Source organism: Gracilimonas mengyeensis (assembly GCF_900182705.1).
Taxonomy (GTDB): domain Bacteria; phylum Bacteroidota; class Rhodothermia; order Balneolales; family Balneolaceae; genus Gracilimonas; species Gracilimonas mengyeensis.
This window is the reverse complement of record NZ_FXTP01000008.1, coordinates 47,452-60,413: the sequence shown is the minus strand read 5'-3', so window position 1 is coordinate 60,413 and position 12,962 is coordinate 47,452. Positions and strand designations below refer to the sequence as shown.

Annotated in this window: 13 protein-coding genes; 4 read left to right on the top strand and 9 right to left on the bottom strand. The window is 44.8% G+C overall.

The features are described 5' to 3' along the window. Positions 1-56 precede the first annotated feature (56 nt). The 7 genes from FN815_RS10125 to FN815_RS10095 form a co-directional block, all read right to left on the bottom strand. Positions 57-1,073 (bottom strand): NAD(P)H-dependent glycerol-3-phosphate dehydrogenase, encoded by a 1,017-nt coding sequence (locus FN815_RS10125; RefSeq protein WP_142454524.1) that lies wholly within the window; start codon positions 1,071-1,073, stop codon positions 57-59. Next, positions 1,070-1,774 (bottom strand): glycerol-3-phosphate 1-O-acyltransferase PlsY, encoded by a 705-nt coding sequence (gene plsY, locus FN815_RS10120; RefSeq protein WP_142454523.1) that lies wholly within the window; start codon positions 1,772-1,774, stop codon positions 1,070-1,072. The genes FN815_RS10125 and plsY overlap by 4 nt, the downstream gene beginning before the upstream one ends. Positions 1,775-1,884: 110 nt before the next feature. After that, complete coding sequence (lipA, locus tag FN815_RS10115) at positions 1,885-2,766, bottom strand: lipoyl synthase (RefSeq protein ID WP_185957256.1); 882 nt, start codon at positions 2,764-2,766, stop codon at positions 1,885-1,887. Between the two features lie 186 nt (positions 2,767-2,952). Continuing rightward, positions 2,953-3,678: a lipoyl(octanoyl) transferase LipB gene (gene lipB / locus FN815_RS10110; RefSeq protein ID WP_142454522.1), complete on the bottom strand. Its 726-nt coding sequence runs from the start codon at positions 3,676-3,678 to the stop codon at positions 2,953-2,955. Between the two features lie 410 nt (positions 3,679-4,088). After that, entirely contained in the window at positions 4,089-5,516 is a 1,428-nt protein-coding gene (gene lpdA / locus FN815_RS10105) for a dihydrolipoyl dehydrogenase (RefSeq protein WP_142454521.1), read from the bottom strand. 248 nt (positions 5,517-5,764) lie between these two features. Beyond that, on the bottom strand, positions 5,765-6,049 hold the full coding sequence (locus FN815_RS10100; RefSeq protein WP_142454520.1) for a type II toxin-antitoxin system RelE/ParE family toxin: 285 nt from the start codon (positions 6,047-6,049) through the stop codon (positions 5,765-5,767). Continuing rightward, positions 6,046-6,258, bottom strand: a complete 213-nt coding sequence (locus tag FN815_RS10095; RefSeq protein WP_142454519.1) for an addiction module protein — start codon at positions 6,256-6,258, stop codon at positions 6,046-6,048. The genes FN815_RS10100 and FN815_RS10095 overlap by 4 nt, the downstream gene beginning before the upstream one ends. Before the next feature lie 222 nt (positions 6,259-6,480). Between FN815_RS10095 and FN815_RS10090 the strand changes: the two genes are divergently transcribed. The 3 genes from FN815_RS10090 to FN815_RS10080 all read left to right on the top strand — a co-directional run bounded on the left by FN815_RS10090 (position 6,481) and on the right by FN815_RS10080 (position 9,950). Further along, on the top strand, positions 6,481-7,281 hold the full coding sequence (locus FN815_RS10090; protein ID WP_221930301.1) for a cyclase family protein: 801 nt from the start codon (positions 6,481-6,483) through the stop codon (positions 7,279-7,281). A 191-nt stretch (positions 7,282-7,472) separates the two neighbouring features. After that, a complete protein-coding gene (locus FN815_RS10085) occupies positions 7,473-7,988 on the top strand; it encodes a hypothetical protein (protein WP_142454518.1) in 516 nt (171 codons plus the stop codon). Between the two features lie 270 nt (positions 7,989-8,258). After that, the gene (locus FN815_RS10080; protein WP_185957255.1) at positions 8,259-9,950 is read left to right on the top strand and encodes a putative nucleotidyltransferase substrate binding domain-containing protein; all 1,692 of its coding nucleotides are present in this window, start codon (positions 8,259-8,261) and stop codon (positions 9,948-9,950) included. A gap of 113 nt (positions 9,951-10,063) precedes the next feature. Here FN815_RS10080 and FN815_RS10075 read toward each other — a convergent pair whose 3' ends face one another. Both FN815_RS10075 and FN815_RS10070 read right to left on the bottom strand, forming a co-directional pair. After that, positions 10,064-11,311: a S8 family peptidase gene (locus tag FN815_RS10075; protein ID WP_221930300.1), complete on the bottom strand. Its 1,248-nt coding sequence runs from the start codon at positions 11,309-11,311 to the stop codon at positions 10,064-10,066. Positions 11,312-11,496: 185 nt separating this feature from the next. Then, a complete protein-coding gene (locus FN815_RS10070) occupies positions 11,497-12,423 on the bottom strand; it encodes a mechanosensitive ion channel family protein (protein ID WP_142454516.1) in 927 nt (308 codons plus the stop codon). Positions 12,424-12,515: 92 nt separating this feature from the next. Between FN815_RS10070 and secG the strand changes: the two genes are divergently transcribed. Next, positions 12,516-12,905 (top strand): preprotein translocase subunit SecG, encoded by a 390-nt coding sequence (gene secG / locus FN815_RS10065; RefSeq protein WP_142454515.1) that lies wholly within the window; start codon positions 12,516-12,518, stop codon positions 12,903-12,905. Positions 12,906-12,962: the final 57 nt, after the last annotated feature.

Here is a 12,962-nt window from a genome sequence, read left to right as displayed (position 1 = left end):
GGTTCATGATACGGGTTAATGTCTCGCAACCCGAAACATGAAACCCGCAACCCGATTTACATAACAATTTCGTCTTTGGGATCGCGGGTCATTAATTCATAAAGTACATCGCTTGGATCAACATCCTCAAATAATACCCGGTATACCGCGTGGGTGATGGGCATCTCTACCTTATTTTTAACCGACCAGTCTCTCACTGATTTTGCCGTTTTGATCCCTTCGGCTACCATATTCATACTTTTAATAATATCGTCCAGCTTCTCCCCTTTACCAATCCGATAACCAACTGATCGGTTACGGCTGTGTGAGCTGGTACAGGTTACAATCAAATCACCCATTCCGGTTAAGCCGGAAAAGGTATCCGAGTGTGCTCCTAACATTACGCCCATGCGTTTCATTTCGTGCAGGCCGCGGGTGATGAGTGCTGCCTTGGCATTATCCCCCAGTTCAGCGCCATCTACGATGCCGGCGGCAATAGCCATAATGTTTTTTACGGATCCGCCGATTTCAACCCCAATCACATCGTTGTTGATGTACACGCGAAACATGGGGGTCAAGAATGTTTCCTGAATGATACGCGCCGTGCGTGTAGAATAAGCCGCAGAAACCACGGTGGTAGGTTTAAAAAGTCCTACTTCTTCAGCGTGGCTGGGACCGTAGAGTACACCAATATTGTCCTCATAGGTGGTGCCTTCCATTACTTCAACCAGCACCTGAGACATGGTTTTGAAGGTGTCATTCTCAATACCTTTGGCGACGGTGACTAAAATCTCATGTCCATCCAGGCAGGGTTTTAGTTTGTTGGCTACATCACGGAGTGCATGAGAGGGGGTGGCAAAGAGGATAATGTCCTGAGATTGCAGGCATTGCTCCAGGTTATTGTAGGCCTTGATGGTTTCAGGAATTTTGATATCGCTGAGGTACGAAGGGTTGATATGATTTTCATTTATGCCCTGTGCAACTTCGGGTTCGCGGGCCCAAATCTGTACATTATTTCCAGCCTGATCCAGTACCATAGCGAGGGCAGTACCAAAACTGCCTGCTCCGATAATAGTCACATTTTTGTTACTCATACTTCAGCTTCCGCTATATTCTCAGCGGTCTCTTTCTTTTTGTCTTTATTTCCGTAAATGTTCACACGGTTTTCATTTCCGTCCATCAGTCGTTTAATATTGGAACGGTGTTTCACAATAATACCGGTGGCAATAAAAGTAGCAAATATGATAATGCTGCCGTCTACATTGTATCCAAGGCCATAACGCATGATCAGTAAACTAATTGGATAAATAAAACTACCCAAAATTGAAGCCAGTGAAACGTAGCGGGTGGTGAGAACAACTACGACAAATATCGCAGAGGAAATACCAATAGAAATAGGTTCGATACCATACAGCATGCCACAGGCTGTGGCAGCCCCTTTACCGCCTTTGAAATTTGCAAAGATGGGAAACATGTGACCGATTACGGCAAACAGCCCGCAAGTAATCATCAAAAAAGCATCAGCTTCCCAGCCGGGAGGAGCTATGGGACCGCTTCCAATTTCAAACGCATACATGGCCACCCAGTAGGAAGCTACGAAGCCCTTCATAAAATCCAGAAAAAGAACAGAAATGCCGGATTTCCATCCCAGGATACGAAAGGCATTGGTGGTTCCAAGGTTGCCGCTTCCAAATTTTCGGATATCGGTATGATGAAAAATCTGCCCTACCCACAATGAAGAAGGGATGGAACCTAACAGGTAACTAATTGACAGTACAATAAGTAGTGAAACCATAATCTATTTATTTACCTGAAGTTACTACAATGCGAGCTTAGTTAATAGTTATTGGTTAATAGGACTGATTTTATCATCAGAAGCCGTCTACACTAATAACCGCTTGCCTATTACACGTGACGTTCGGCATGGTAAGATGATCGCACCAGCGGACCACTTTCCACATGCTCAATACCCAGCTTCTCGCCAATTTCTTTATACTCGGCAAACTGGTCCGGATGCACCCAATCTAATACCGGGTGATGCATCTTGGTGGGCTGCATATATTGCCCAATAGTTAATACCTCAACACCATGTTCTACGCAATCCTGCATCAACTCAATGACTTCTTCGCGGGTTTCGCCTAACCCTACCATGATTCCGGTTTTAGTGCGGATGCCTGCATTTTTGGTACGTTGTAGCAACTCAAGTGAGCGCTCATATCGGGCCTGGGGACGTACTCTTCGATATTTGCTGGGTACGGTTTCCAGGTTATGGCTCAACACATCAGGAGGTGTATCAAAAACGATTTGCAGCGCTGCATCCCATTCTCCTCTGAAATCAGGAATCAACGACTCAATAGTTACGCCGGGGATAGCTTCACGCAGGGCTTTGTGGCATTCGGCAAAAATAGGAGCTCCGCCGTCTTTGCGCTCATCTCGGTTTACAGAAGTGAGCACCACGTGCTTCAGTTTCATTTTGGCAGCTGCATCAGCTACACGCTGGGGTTCATCCCAATCAAGATCTTGTGGTGGACGACCTGTTTTTACGGCACAGAAAGCACAGGAACGTGTACAAACATCGCCTAAAATCATAAAAGTAGCGGTTCCGGCGCCCCAGCATTCTCCCATATTGGGGCAGCGTGCTTCCGAACAAACCGTGTTCAGATTATTTTCGCGGATGGTCTCCGAAACCTCTTTGAATTTTTCTCCTGACGGAAGTTTTACGCGCAGCCAGTCGGGGCGGCGGTTCTTGGTTTTGGTGTTTTCAACAACCTGAAGTTCTTTGATCATGGTGCTTTTTTAGTGGTTTACAAACTTGTCATTGCGAGGGACTAAGCGAACGCAGAGGGCAAGTCCCGTGGCAATCTCTCTAAACAAGCAAAATGCTGGTTCGGAGAGATCGTTTCGTCGTAAAAATTTCTATATAGAATTCGATTCTATTGCCTCCTCACGATGACAGTTTTTCAAAGGTAAAACTTACGAAATAATTTGCTCCACTTCTTGCAGGGAACCTTTGTGTGAAATGGAGACTTCGAAAACATCTTCAAAGTGATGAATAATTCGTTCTTTAACCTCTTCGGTGTCAATTTCTTTACCAGACAGTTTTTGCAGGCTGATGACCGCTTTATCGTCGATTCCGCAGGGTACGATGTTGTTAAAATATCTCAAGTCGGTATTCACATTGAGCGCGAATCCGTGCATGGTGACCCACCGTGAACAACGAATGCCCATGGCACAAATTTTGGCATTATCGACCCACACGCCGGTGGCTCCTTCAATGCGTCCGGCTTCAAAGCCGTAATCGGCACATACCCGGATCATCACTTCTTCCAGAAAACGCAGGTACTTATGCACATCGGTAAAGTGCCGATCCAGATCCAGAATGGGATAACCCACAATCTGTCCAGGACCGTGATACGTGATGTCTCCGCCCCGGTCAATCTTGATGAATTCAGCTTCCAGTTGCTGTAGCTCCATCATGGTGCGCAGCATGTGTTCTTCCTTCCCGCTTTTGCCTAAGGTGTACACATGCGGATGTTCCACAAAAAGGAGGAAATCATCCAGGCGAGTACCTTCGAAATTTCCCTTTTGCTCAGCACGCTTCTCATCGATGAGCCGCTGCTGCACCGCATGCTGCAGATCCCATACCGGTTGGTAAGAGGCGCGGCCTAAATCGTAAAGTTCAATGTTTTTATTTGGCATGTGTTTAAACTATATCGATTCCATCTGACGGGCTCGAAGCCGTCAGACCGAATAAGCACTAAAATGTAGTTTAAGGCAATTGGAGTCTCTCCTTGAGGAGAGATAAATAAATGCGGTTGCTCCGCATTTATTGTGAGAGGTGTTGGTGCCAAGGTGAATTGTGTTTGAGTTAAACCTCATTGCCCTTGGCTAACACCCTCCGCCTCCCATTCGGTCGGCACCTCCCTCAAGGGAGGACTATTCTTGCTTTATTGGCTTAACTTAACTTGTGCAAACTTCCGCATGAGCAAGTCACATTGCTGGTTTTCAATCATTAAAAAAACCAAAACCAGACAAAAATGGCTCCCGAAGGAGCCAAATTTTGTTAGTCACAATCTGAGCCAATCCAATGATCAGCTAAATCTGTGATCTTATTTCTTTTTGTTCTTAACGGGAGTTCCCAAGTGAACGCCTTCGTTGTAAGCTTCAGCCACAGCTTCCATCACGGCCTCTGAGAGGGTTGGGTGTGGATGCACTGCACTGATGATTTCATGTCCGGTGGTTTCGAGATCACGGGCTACAACCGCTTCGGCAATCATTTCTGTTACGCCGAATCCGATCATATGGCATCCGAGCCATTCACCGTATTTCTCATCAAATACCACTTTTACGAAGCCTTCCTCATGGCCAAGCGCAGTAGCTTTACCTGAAGCAGACAGCGGGAATTTACCCACTTTGATGTCATAGCCTTCGTCTTTGGCTTGCTGTTCGGTGAGACCAACAGAAGCAATCTGAGGCTCGCAATAGGTACAGCCGGGAATGTTGTTGTAATTCACGGGATGTGGGTTTTCGCCAGCCAGTTGCTCGGCCAGTACCGTAGCTTCGTGCGAAGCTTTATGAGCTAACCAGGGAGCGCCGATTACGTCACCGATGGCATAAATGCCGTCTACGTCGGTTTTGTAAGTTTTCTTGTCTACAACGATAGCGCCTTTCTCAGTTTTTACACCAATGTCTTCCAGGCCGAGGTTTTCGATGTTACCAGTAACACCCACGGCAGAAAGCACTACGTCGGCTTCAATTTTCTCTTCGCCTTTTTTGGTCTTAACGGTTACTTCAACGCCTTTGCCTTTTTTCTTCACGTTTTCAACCGTGCTTCCGGTCATCACGTTGACGCCTTTCTTCTTGTAAATTTTGCCAAGCTCTTTACCCACGTCTTTGTCTTCCACAGGTACCAGGGTATCCTGAAGTTCCACAAGAGTCACTTCGGTTCCGATAGTATTATAGAAATAGGCAAACTCAACGCCAATGGCTCCGGCTCCTACAATCACCAGTTTCTTAGGCTGCTTTTCGAGCTGCATGGCCTTTTCGGAATCGATGATCTTCTCACCGTCAATTTCCAGGTTAGGCAGCTGTCGCGGACGGGCACCGGTAGCTACGATAAAATGTTTTGCTTTGATGGTGTCCTGCTCTTTACCGTCTTCGTCATTCACGGCCAGCTCGGATTTAGACTTAAATACACCCGTACCCATGAAAACGTCAATTTTATTGGCTTTCATGAGGAACTGAACGCCCTTGCTCATTTTATTGGCAACACCACGGCTCCGTTTTACAATACCTTCAAAATCGGCTGAATAATCTTTTACGTTGATTCCGTAGTCCGAAGCATGTTCAATCGACTCATATACTTCTGCCGAACGCAACAGGGCTTTGGTGGGAATACATCCGATGTTCAAACAAACGCCGCCAAGATGTCTCTTTTCTACAATTGCGGTTTTAAAGCCAAGCTGAGAAGCGCGAATGGCGGCTACATATCCGCCGGGGCCTGACCCAATTACACATACATCAAATTCTTTTGCCATGGTTCTTTTTGATAATAGTTTTGGAAGTTAATCGCCTGGCGAAACTCAATTCGCACCAGCGCACTTTTAAAAGCCCTAAAAGGTAAGGGTTTTTCTTTTGAACATCGAATATTGAACAAGGAATGTTGAATATTGAAGTTTTTGATGCTGGAGAAGCGTTTCAACGCTGAGATTGTGCTGCGAGAATAGAATAGCAGTATCAATGAAACGTCTCGTTCCTACGCTCTGCGTTGGAACGTAATTAGAAGCTATCGCTTCCATTGTTCTGGGTCTCGCCGGTGGTGTAATAAAGCAGTGATTACAATAGTATTATCAGAGATTAAATAGAATAAATTGTAGGGGAATTTCAAGATCACGGTTTTGCGTGTATCACCAGATATTTCTTGATACTGCATCGGGTTATTTTTCACCCTGCCTAAAGCTTCATCGATCGTTGCTTCAAAATAGGAGCCTAAATCAGGATCAATTTCTTCATACCAACTTTTAGCTTCTTGGTAATCTTTTTTAGCGGCTTCAGTAAATCGAAGCTTCATTTTGCTGTTTTGTTAGATTTGACTTCGTCCCAAGTGTAAAGTGTTGATTTGCCTGCCTTATATTCTTCTTCCCGTTCCCGAATTATATTAAGCTGGGTCTCACTTATTGGAACATCTTCTTCCTTCAAGCTATCCCATAATATTTCCGTCACCGTAAGTTTCTCTTCCGGTGTAAGTTGTTTTAGTTCCTTAATGAGATTTTTTCTCATGGTCTTATACCTATCATTTCAGTTGAATAAATATAGTTTTTGGGTGAACACATTCAAATTTCTATTTAATTAGCTTAAAAAGGGCAAGCCCCTCGTTCCTACGCTCTGCATTGGAAAGTAATTAAGTGAAATGGATCTTGGAATGAGCTTCTCCATTTCCCCTTTACAATCATCCCGGGATTTCTTTTTATGCAAACATCACAAAACAAATCTGGGGATGAAATGAAAACGACGACTGCGATTCTACTTTTATTCGGGACTTTACTTTTTACCATGTGCACTCCGGTGGAGGAATATGAAATAGGGGAAGGTACGTGGGTTGATCTTACCCACGATTACTCCGAAGAAACCCTGTTCTGGCCGACTTCTGATACTTTTAAACTAGATACCGTATTTGTGGGCCAAACCGACTCCGGCTTTTATTACGAATCCTACAAATTCAGTACGGCCGAGCATGGAGGTACGCATCTGGATGCTCCCATTCACTTCTCGGAAGGAAAGAAATCCGTGGAGGAACTTGAGGTAGATCAATTAACAGGTCAGGCGGTAGTGGTTGATGTTTCTGATAAAGCCGAAGCCAACCGTGACTACCAAATCACTCCCAAAGACCTCACAAGCTGGGAAGCCGAATATGGTGAAATTCCCAACGGAGCCATGTTGCTCTTTTATACCGGACTCAGCGCCTACTGGCCCGATGCCGAACAATATCTGGGCACCACCACGCGAGGACAACAAGGGGTGGCCGAACTCAGCTTTCCCGGCATTCATCCCGAAACGGCCCGCTGGCTGGTGGAAAACCGCAACATCAAAGCGGTGGGACTGGATACCCCAAGCCTCGATTACGGCCAATCTACTCTTTTTGAAACCCACCAGATTTTATTTGAAGCCAATATCCCCGGTTTCGAAAATGTAGCCAACCTCGACCAGTTGCCTGCTACCGGTGCTTACGTGGTGGCCTTACCTATGAAAATCAAAAACGGGAGCGGTGCGCCGCTGCGAATTGTGGCGTTGGTGAAGGATTAAGTTGTATCGTCTCTTCTGCTCAATCCACTGATTCATAGCAGGCCTATTCTCTTTTTATCCAGACTGATTCAAAATTTCTGTTTCCAGGAATTTTATCGCAAGTTCGTTCTGCTGACGACATCTGATACTATAGATAAAGCAATCTTTTGGGTGCTTTAGCCAAAGCCTATTAATAAAATGGTATCAGAATTATGGCAAAAAAGAACAGACTTCAATATTACGTACGCCTCATCCACCGCTATCTGGGATTCTTTTTGGCAGGCATCATGGCTGTATATGCAATTAGCGGGACGGTTTTAATTTTCCGGAATACGGATTTTCTAAAAGTTGAAACTGAAATAGAGCGGCAGCTCCCACCCAATCTATCGGAAAATGAATTGGGAGACATGCTAAGGATTCGTGGTTTTGAGGCACAAGAGACAAAAGGAAACCTGATAGTTTTTGAGCAGGGCTCATACAACAAACAGAGTGGAGTTGCCCGGTATAACGTTAAGGAGTTCCCGGTAATCCTGGAAAAAATGAATGATTTACACAAGGCAAAAGCCGGTGATCCGCTATTTTATCTGAACGTATTTTGCGGGCTGTCTTTGCTGTTTTTTGTAGTCTCTTCCTTTTGGATGTATTTGCCCAAAGCGAAGCCTTTTAAGAACGGGTTATATTTTGCGCTGGCAGGATTGCTACTAACAGTGATTATGATTTATATATGAGGCCAATATTCTCTTGCAGCAATTGGGAGGAAAAAACAGAAAGTTCGGGGTAACAGCAGATTGGAATTGTATATCAGCAGTTCTTAATTCAATTAAAAAATAACGGATTTGAAGGGGTGAGACACAGAGGTAAATTATAAAAGCTATGTAGCTTTTTATCCCTTCATTGAGTATTTAGAAATTACAGTTATTTCATCCGTGCACATTTTATTATTCAGGGGTCATGTGCATTTCATGCCGTATATATGCCAACGGCAAAAAAATTCGAATATGAATACGCATCTTTCCAAAAAACCAGTAAGCAGAAATACATCGGGTGCAAGGGGGCATTCAAAAGAACAAGGTAATAACGATTCTGTATTTCAATTTGAAGATAATCGACCAGCAGCAACTGCCCAAAGAAATCTACAAGGGCTGATAGTGGATAATTCAAGGACCATCCAAAGGAAGGCTTTTCAAGCTGTTGCTGACTATAACCAAAAAGAAAAGAGCACCTCTCTTTCTTCTAAAGATTTAGAAACAAATGGTGGGATAGGTCCGGCGGTTCAATTTAAAACATTGTTTCAGGTGGCCCCGGGCAATGCGGTAATTCAGCGACAGATTCACCTTGGTACGCCTCCATCCGGGCTACCTAAAGATCTGGAAGTGGAACAGATCTTGGAACGGCTGCATCCAATAATCCGATATGATTCTTTGTCGAGAGAAACCCGCGGGTATATCATCGATTTACTGGATGATTATGATGAGGATGATCGGGTGTTCGATGATATAGTCGATCTCGCCGTCACGCTGGATATGGATGTTCGCAAAGAAGAACCAGAAACGGGCAGCATTCTTATTAAAGACGAGGACGCGGAAATTATTTTGGATCCAAAGTTTCAAAAAATGCTGGAATCAGTTCCCTTGCCGGCAGTTGCACAGCGTGTGTTGGCTTCAGAGATAAAAGGACAGGCACGTTGGATGGGTGAAGTATATCGTGATCTTTCAGATATGGTAAAAAAAAGAAGTGCAGAACCCGAAGAAATACTTAAATGGTTTACAGGCAAGACAAGGGAATTCGCAGTGGCTATTATGCGTGCAGCAAAGAATGCTTTTGGGCTGCCGTCCGTTCCATTAACCGTACTTATAGCGGGTTCAGGTGCAAGAGGTGAAATGTTTCCTGGCTCAGATCTTGATTTAGCGGCTGTTACCGAGGCTCAAGAACGTAAAGATGTTGTAGAAGTATTTGATTTCATGCAGAAAGTAGAAAAAATCCTGCAGTTGACGGTGCAGGTGATGTCTCATAAGCTAACCAGCCGTACATCAGATGAGGTGGGCCTTGGACCAGATACAGGCGTCTTTGGATTTAAAAACTCTCCCGAATTACTTGCAAAACATAGCTTAAACCTGCAAAATACGGGGCAGGATGCAAAATTTCTTACCCATACCGCAGGAGGAAAACAAAAGGGGCTTGGCGACAGGTTTTTTAAGGCAAGGGATGAGCTTATAAACGAGAGTTACGGATTGGCGCAATTGAAGGAAATCCTCAACGAGTTCGGACCTCCTCCATCACTCGAAGGTATTATGAACATTAAAACCCAATTTTTACGAATGCCAACTCTTGCTCTTCGAGATCTGGCGCAGGTTTGCGGGTTGAAATCTACCAATTCTTTTGACAGGGTTCGTGAATTGGTTCATAAAGGTTACCTTGATTCTACTTTGGGAAAACAGGTGATTGAAGCACTAAATCATATTTCTGGCGTTCGCCTGCAGTGCCACATACACTATGGAAAAGAAAAGGACACTTTTGCTGTGGATGAATCCGACAAGCAGACTACTGAAGACTATGTGCTGAGTTCGTCCGAGAGGGACAACCTTACATGGTCTGCCAAAGTTCTTAGTAACTTCTACTCTCGCCTAGTTACTTATCAGGAGAAACGATCAGCAAAAAAATGGGGAATATTTACAGGTAACACCATCTGACTTATGTGCTGGTGAAGGAACAGATACAAAAAAAGCACCTGCTGCATTAGCAGGTGCTTTCCCTTATCCGAACTGCTTCTTTGTTAGCTACTATGAAGCACTAATGTTTAACCCTATTGTGTAATGATGGGATCAGCATTTCCATCCGGATCGCCGGAAGCAGTACCACCGGATGAAGGATTTCCCCCTGTGACTAAAAGTACACCTGCTACGTGTGGGGAAGCCATGGAAGTACCACTGATGGTATTCACACCTCCTTCTTTCCAGAGTGATTGTACATTTACACCCGGTGCGGCATATTCAACAGGCGGGTTGCCATAATTTGAGAAGGAAGCAAAAGCATCGCTGTCGTCGATGGCAGAAACAGTCCATACATTGGGGTATTCGACCCGGGCAGGGGAGTAATTGTTGGCGTCATCGCCGTCATTACCGGCAGCTACGGCAAAATAAATGCCTTGATCGGCAGCATTTCGAACTGCATCATCAACGGCTTGAGAAGTTCCGCCACCAAGACTCATGTTAGCGGCATCACCAGCAGAACCGTTAGCAGCTACATAATCGATGCCGTCAATGACACCGGAGTAACTTCCGCTTCCGTTACTGTCCAAGACCTTAACGGCTACTACGGTAGCACCGGCAGCCACGCCGATTACGTCGATGTCGTTATCCAGAGCAGCGATGGTACCAGCTACATGGGTGCCGTGTCCGTTACCATCGTCAGCTGTGCTTTCGTTTGATACAAAAGACGCACTCAATTGGGTGTTTACATTCAGGTCGTTATGATCCAGGTCTACTCCGGAGTCAATAACCCAGGCAGTGAGACCAGAACCGTTAGAGGCTCCTCCTACACGGGTAATACCATAGGGCGTTACCTGGGGATCGCCTCCGCCGTAATCACAGCCAATACCAAAATAGACGCACCAGAAAGACTGGGTGGCTACCGGTGGTGATAACATCACAACCCGGTCTTGTTCAACATACTCTACCCGGTCGTCGTTGGATAGTTGTCGAACTTGCTGGTTATCCAGTTTTGCCGAGAAACCACTGACGGAATAACGGTACCGGCTTTTAATGTTGGTTTCTTCAATTTGGTTGTCACGTGCGATGGCGTTGATTTGCAGATCGGCCATTTTCGCTTTTTGTGCACGGTCCACTTGTTGCTGATCGGATTCTTTTAGAATCACGATGTATTGGCCTTCTATAGGCTGGCCGTTCTTCGCTAATATTTGTTCGGCCTTCTCTTGTTTGGTGAGTTGATCTTTATTTTTATCTACACTCGTTGATGGCTCACATCCTGTAACTATTATTATTGCAGCTATTATCAGGAATGAGCAATACTTTCTCATGTTGTTACTTGACATACGTAACCTCTTTTAATTGTTGTTCTATTATTTAACAGCAATTAAGTATTTAGCTAAATTCTCAGACCGATCTTTTTTAACTGCCTCTGTGTATATAAGAGTGAAAAGTTTACACGTTGTTACAAATTAGTTGAGATTAATAGCTATTCCTTCGTTTTTTATCCTTAAGTAACTAATTTTTTTCGCTATGATTTTGGATTGGCAGAAGCGCCCGGTTTGCCTTCCGTGGTATTATCAAAATAGCGGATGGTTGGGTAGGCAAAGTCGATATCGTCATGGTTGGCAAATTCATCAAGGACAGATTCCCAGAGGGCCTGGGCTGTGCTTCGGCGGGTTCGGGGATTGGACAGGTAGCGCACGGTCAGATTGATGCCACTGTTTTTTACATCCGTATATACAATAGGCGTTAAGTAGCGATATTGAATGAGGTAGGATTTTTCTGCTCTTTTAACTTCTTCCCGGGCCTTTTCAACAAACTCTTTGGTCTTATCGTCTATCGTTTGCTGCAGAATGTTCTTCGCTTTTTTCCAGTCGCTTTCAAAAGTTACCAACACAGAAATTTCATTCCACACAAACTCAAAATCGGCGGTATAGTTGGCAATATTTTGGTTGAAAATCATATGGTTGGGGATATGGATTACACGACCGGTGCTTTGGTCGGCGTCTACCCAGTTCCCAATTTCAAGGATGGTAAATTTAAATACCCGGATATCAATGATATCCCCTTTGGTATCTCCGATCTGAATGCGGTCGCCCACATCAAATGGAGTGCGCCAGATGATGAAAAGCCAACCGGCCATATCTGAAACCGGATCTTTTAAAGCAATGGCGAGTCCGGCAGACAGTAATCCCAAAAACGTGCCTAATGAGCCAATTGCTGCAAACCATATCTGGCCTATCACCAACAAACCAACAAAAAATGCAATGTAAGTGAGGTTCTTTTTCCACTTATACAGAGTGCGGCGGTCTTCTACATTTTTTTGAACTAGCCTGACGGCCAGCAGGCGTAATCCCCAAAGCAGGAAAATTACGGCGAGGGTTTCAACTATTTGCAGGGCAAGGGAAGGGGAGTTGCTGATGACGTCTGCAATTTGGTCTTGGAGGCTTTCCATAAAAGAGTGAATTATTTTAGAACTCTTAACTTGGGATAGTAGGCAAAAATGGATATCTTTGCATCCTTTGAAAAGTTAAGAATCTTACAAACATGCTTTATAATATAATTGTTGCAGTAATTGCGATTATTTGTTTTCTATTGATTGTGGTAGTGCTATTGCAACCCGGTCAAGGTCAGGGAATTTCTGGAATGGGAGGAGCCGGCGCCATCGGTGGTGGCGGAGGCGGACTTGGTGCCCGACGCACAGCTGATTTACTTTCAAAATCAACTTCTGTACTGGCTGCCGCTTTCCTGGTGCTTTGTGTATTGGCTAACTTTGCTATTGACCGGCAAACCGTTGATCGAAGTATTTTGCAGGAAGGCGGTCCTGGAGTAAATGCTCCTATTGAAGCTCCGGCTCAAACCCCATCTGCGGTTCCACAACAGCAGTCTGATGCTCCTGCCGAGCAAAACTCAGACGATAATGGCGGCGAAAACTAAGATCGCTAAGCTGACATAAGATTTAGTATAAAAGCCCTGCTTCAAAAAGTGGGGCTT

Bases quoted from the DNA above. Each gene is read 5' to 3' on its own strand.
- secG (WP_142454515.1), top strand. From the start codon at position 12,516: ATGCTTTATAATATAATTGTTGCAGTAATTGCGATTATTTGTTTTCTA.
- FN815_RS10100 (WP_142454520.1), bottom strand. From the start codon at position 6,049: ATGAAGCTTCGATTTACTGAAGCCGCTAAAAAAGATTACCAAGAAGCT.
- FN815_RS10095 (WP_142454519.1), bottom strand. From the start codon at position 6,258: ATGAGAAAAAATCTCATTAAGGAACTAAAACAACTTACACCGGAAGAG.
- FN815_RS10125 (WP_142454524.1), bottom strand. From the start codon at position 1,073: ATGAGTAACAAAAATGTGACTATTATCGGAGCAGGCAGTTTTGGTACT.
- FN815_RS10085 (WP_142454518.1), top strand. From the start codon at position 7,473: ATGGCAAAAAAGAACAGACTTCAATATTACGTACGCCTCATCCACCGC.
- lipB (WP_142454522.1), bottom strand. From the start codon at position 3,678: ATGCCAAATAAAAACATTGAACTTTACGATTTAGGCCGCGCCTCTTAC.
- FN815_RS10070 (WP_142454516.1), bottom strand. From the start codon at position 12,423: ATGGAAAGCCTCCAAGACCAAATTGCAGACGTCATCAGCAACTCCCCT.
- lpdA (WP_142454521.1), bottom strand. From the start codon at position 5,516: ATGGCAAAAGAATTTGATGTATGTGTAATTGGGTCAGGCCCCGGCGGA.
- lipA (WP_185957256.1), bottom strand. From the start codon at position 2,766: ATGATCAAAGAACTTCAGGTTGTTGAAAACACCAAAACCAAGAACCGC.
- FN815_RS10090 (WP_221930301.1), top strand. From the start codon at position 6,481: ATGAAAACGACGACTGCGATTCTACTTTTATTCGGGACTTTACTTTTT.
- FN815_RS10080 (WP_185957255.1), top strand. From the start codon at position 8,259: ATGAATACGCATCTTTCCAAAAAACCAGTAAGCAGAAATACATCGGGT.
- FN815_RS10075 (WP_221930300.1), bottom strand. From the start codon at position 11,311: ATGTCAAGTAACAACATGAGAAAGTATTGCTCATTCCTGATAATAGCT.
- plsY (WP_142454523.1), bottom strand. From the start codon at position 1,774: ATGGTTTCACTACTTATTGTACTGTCAATTAGTTACCTGTTAGGTTCC.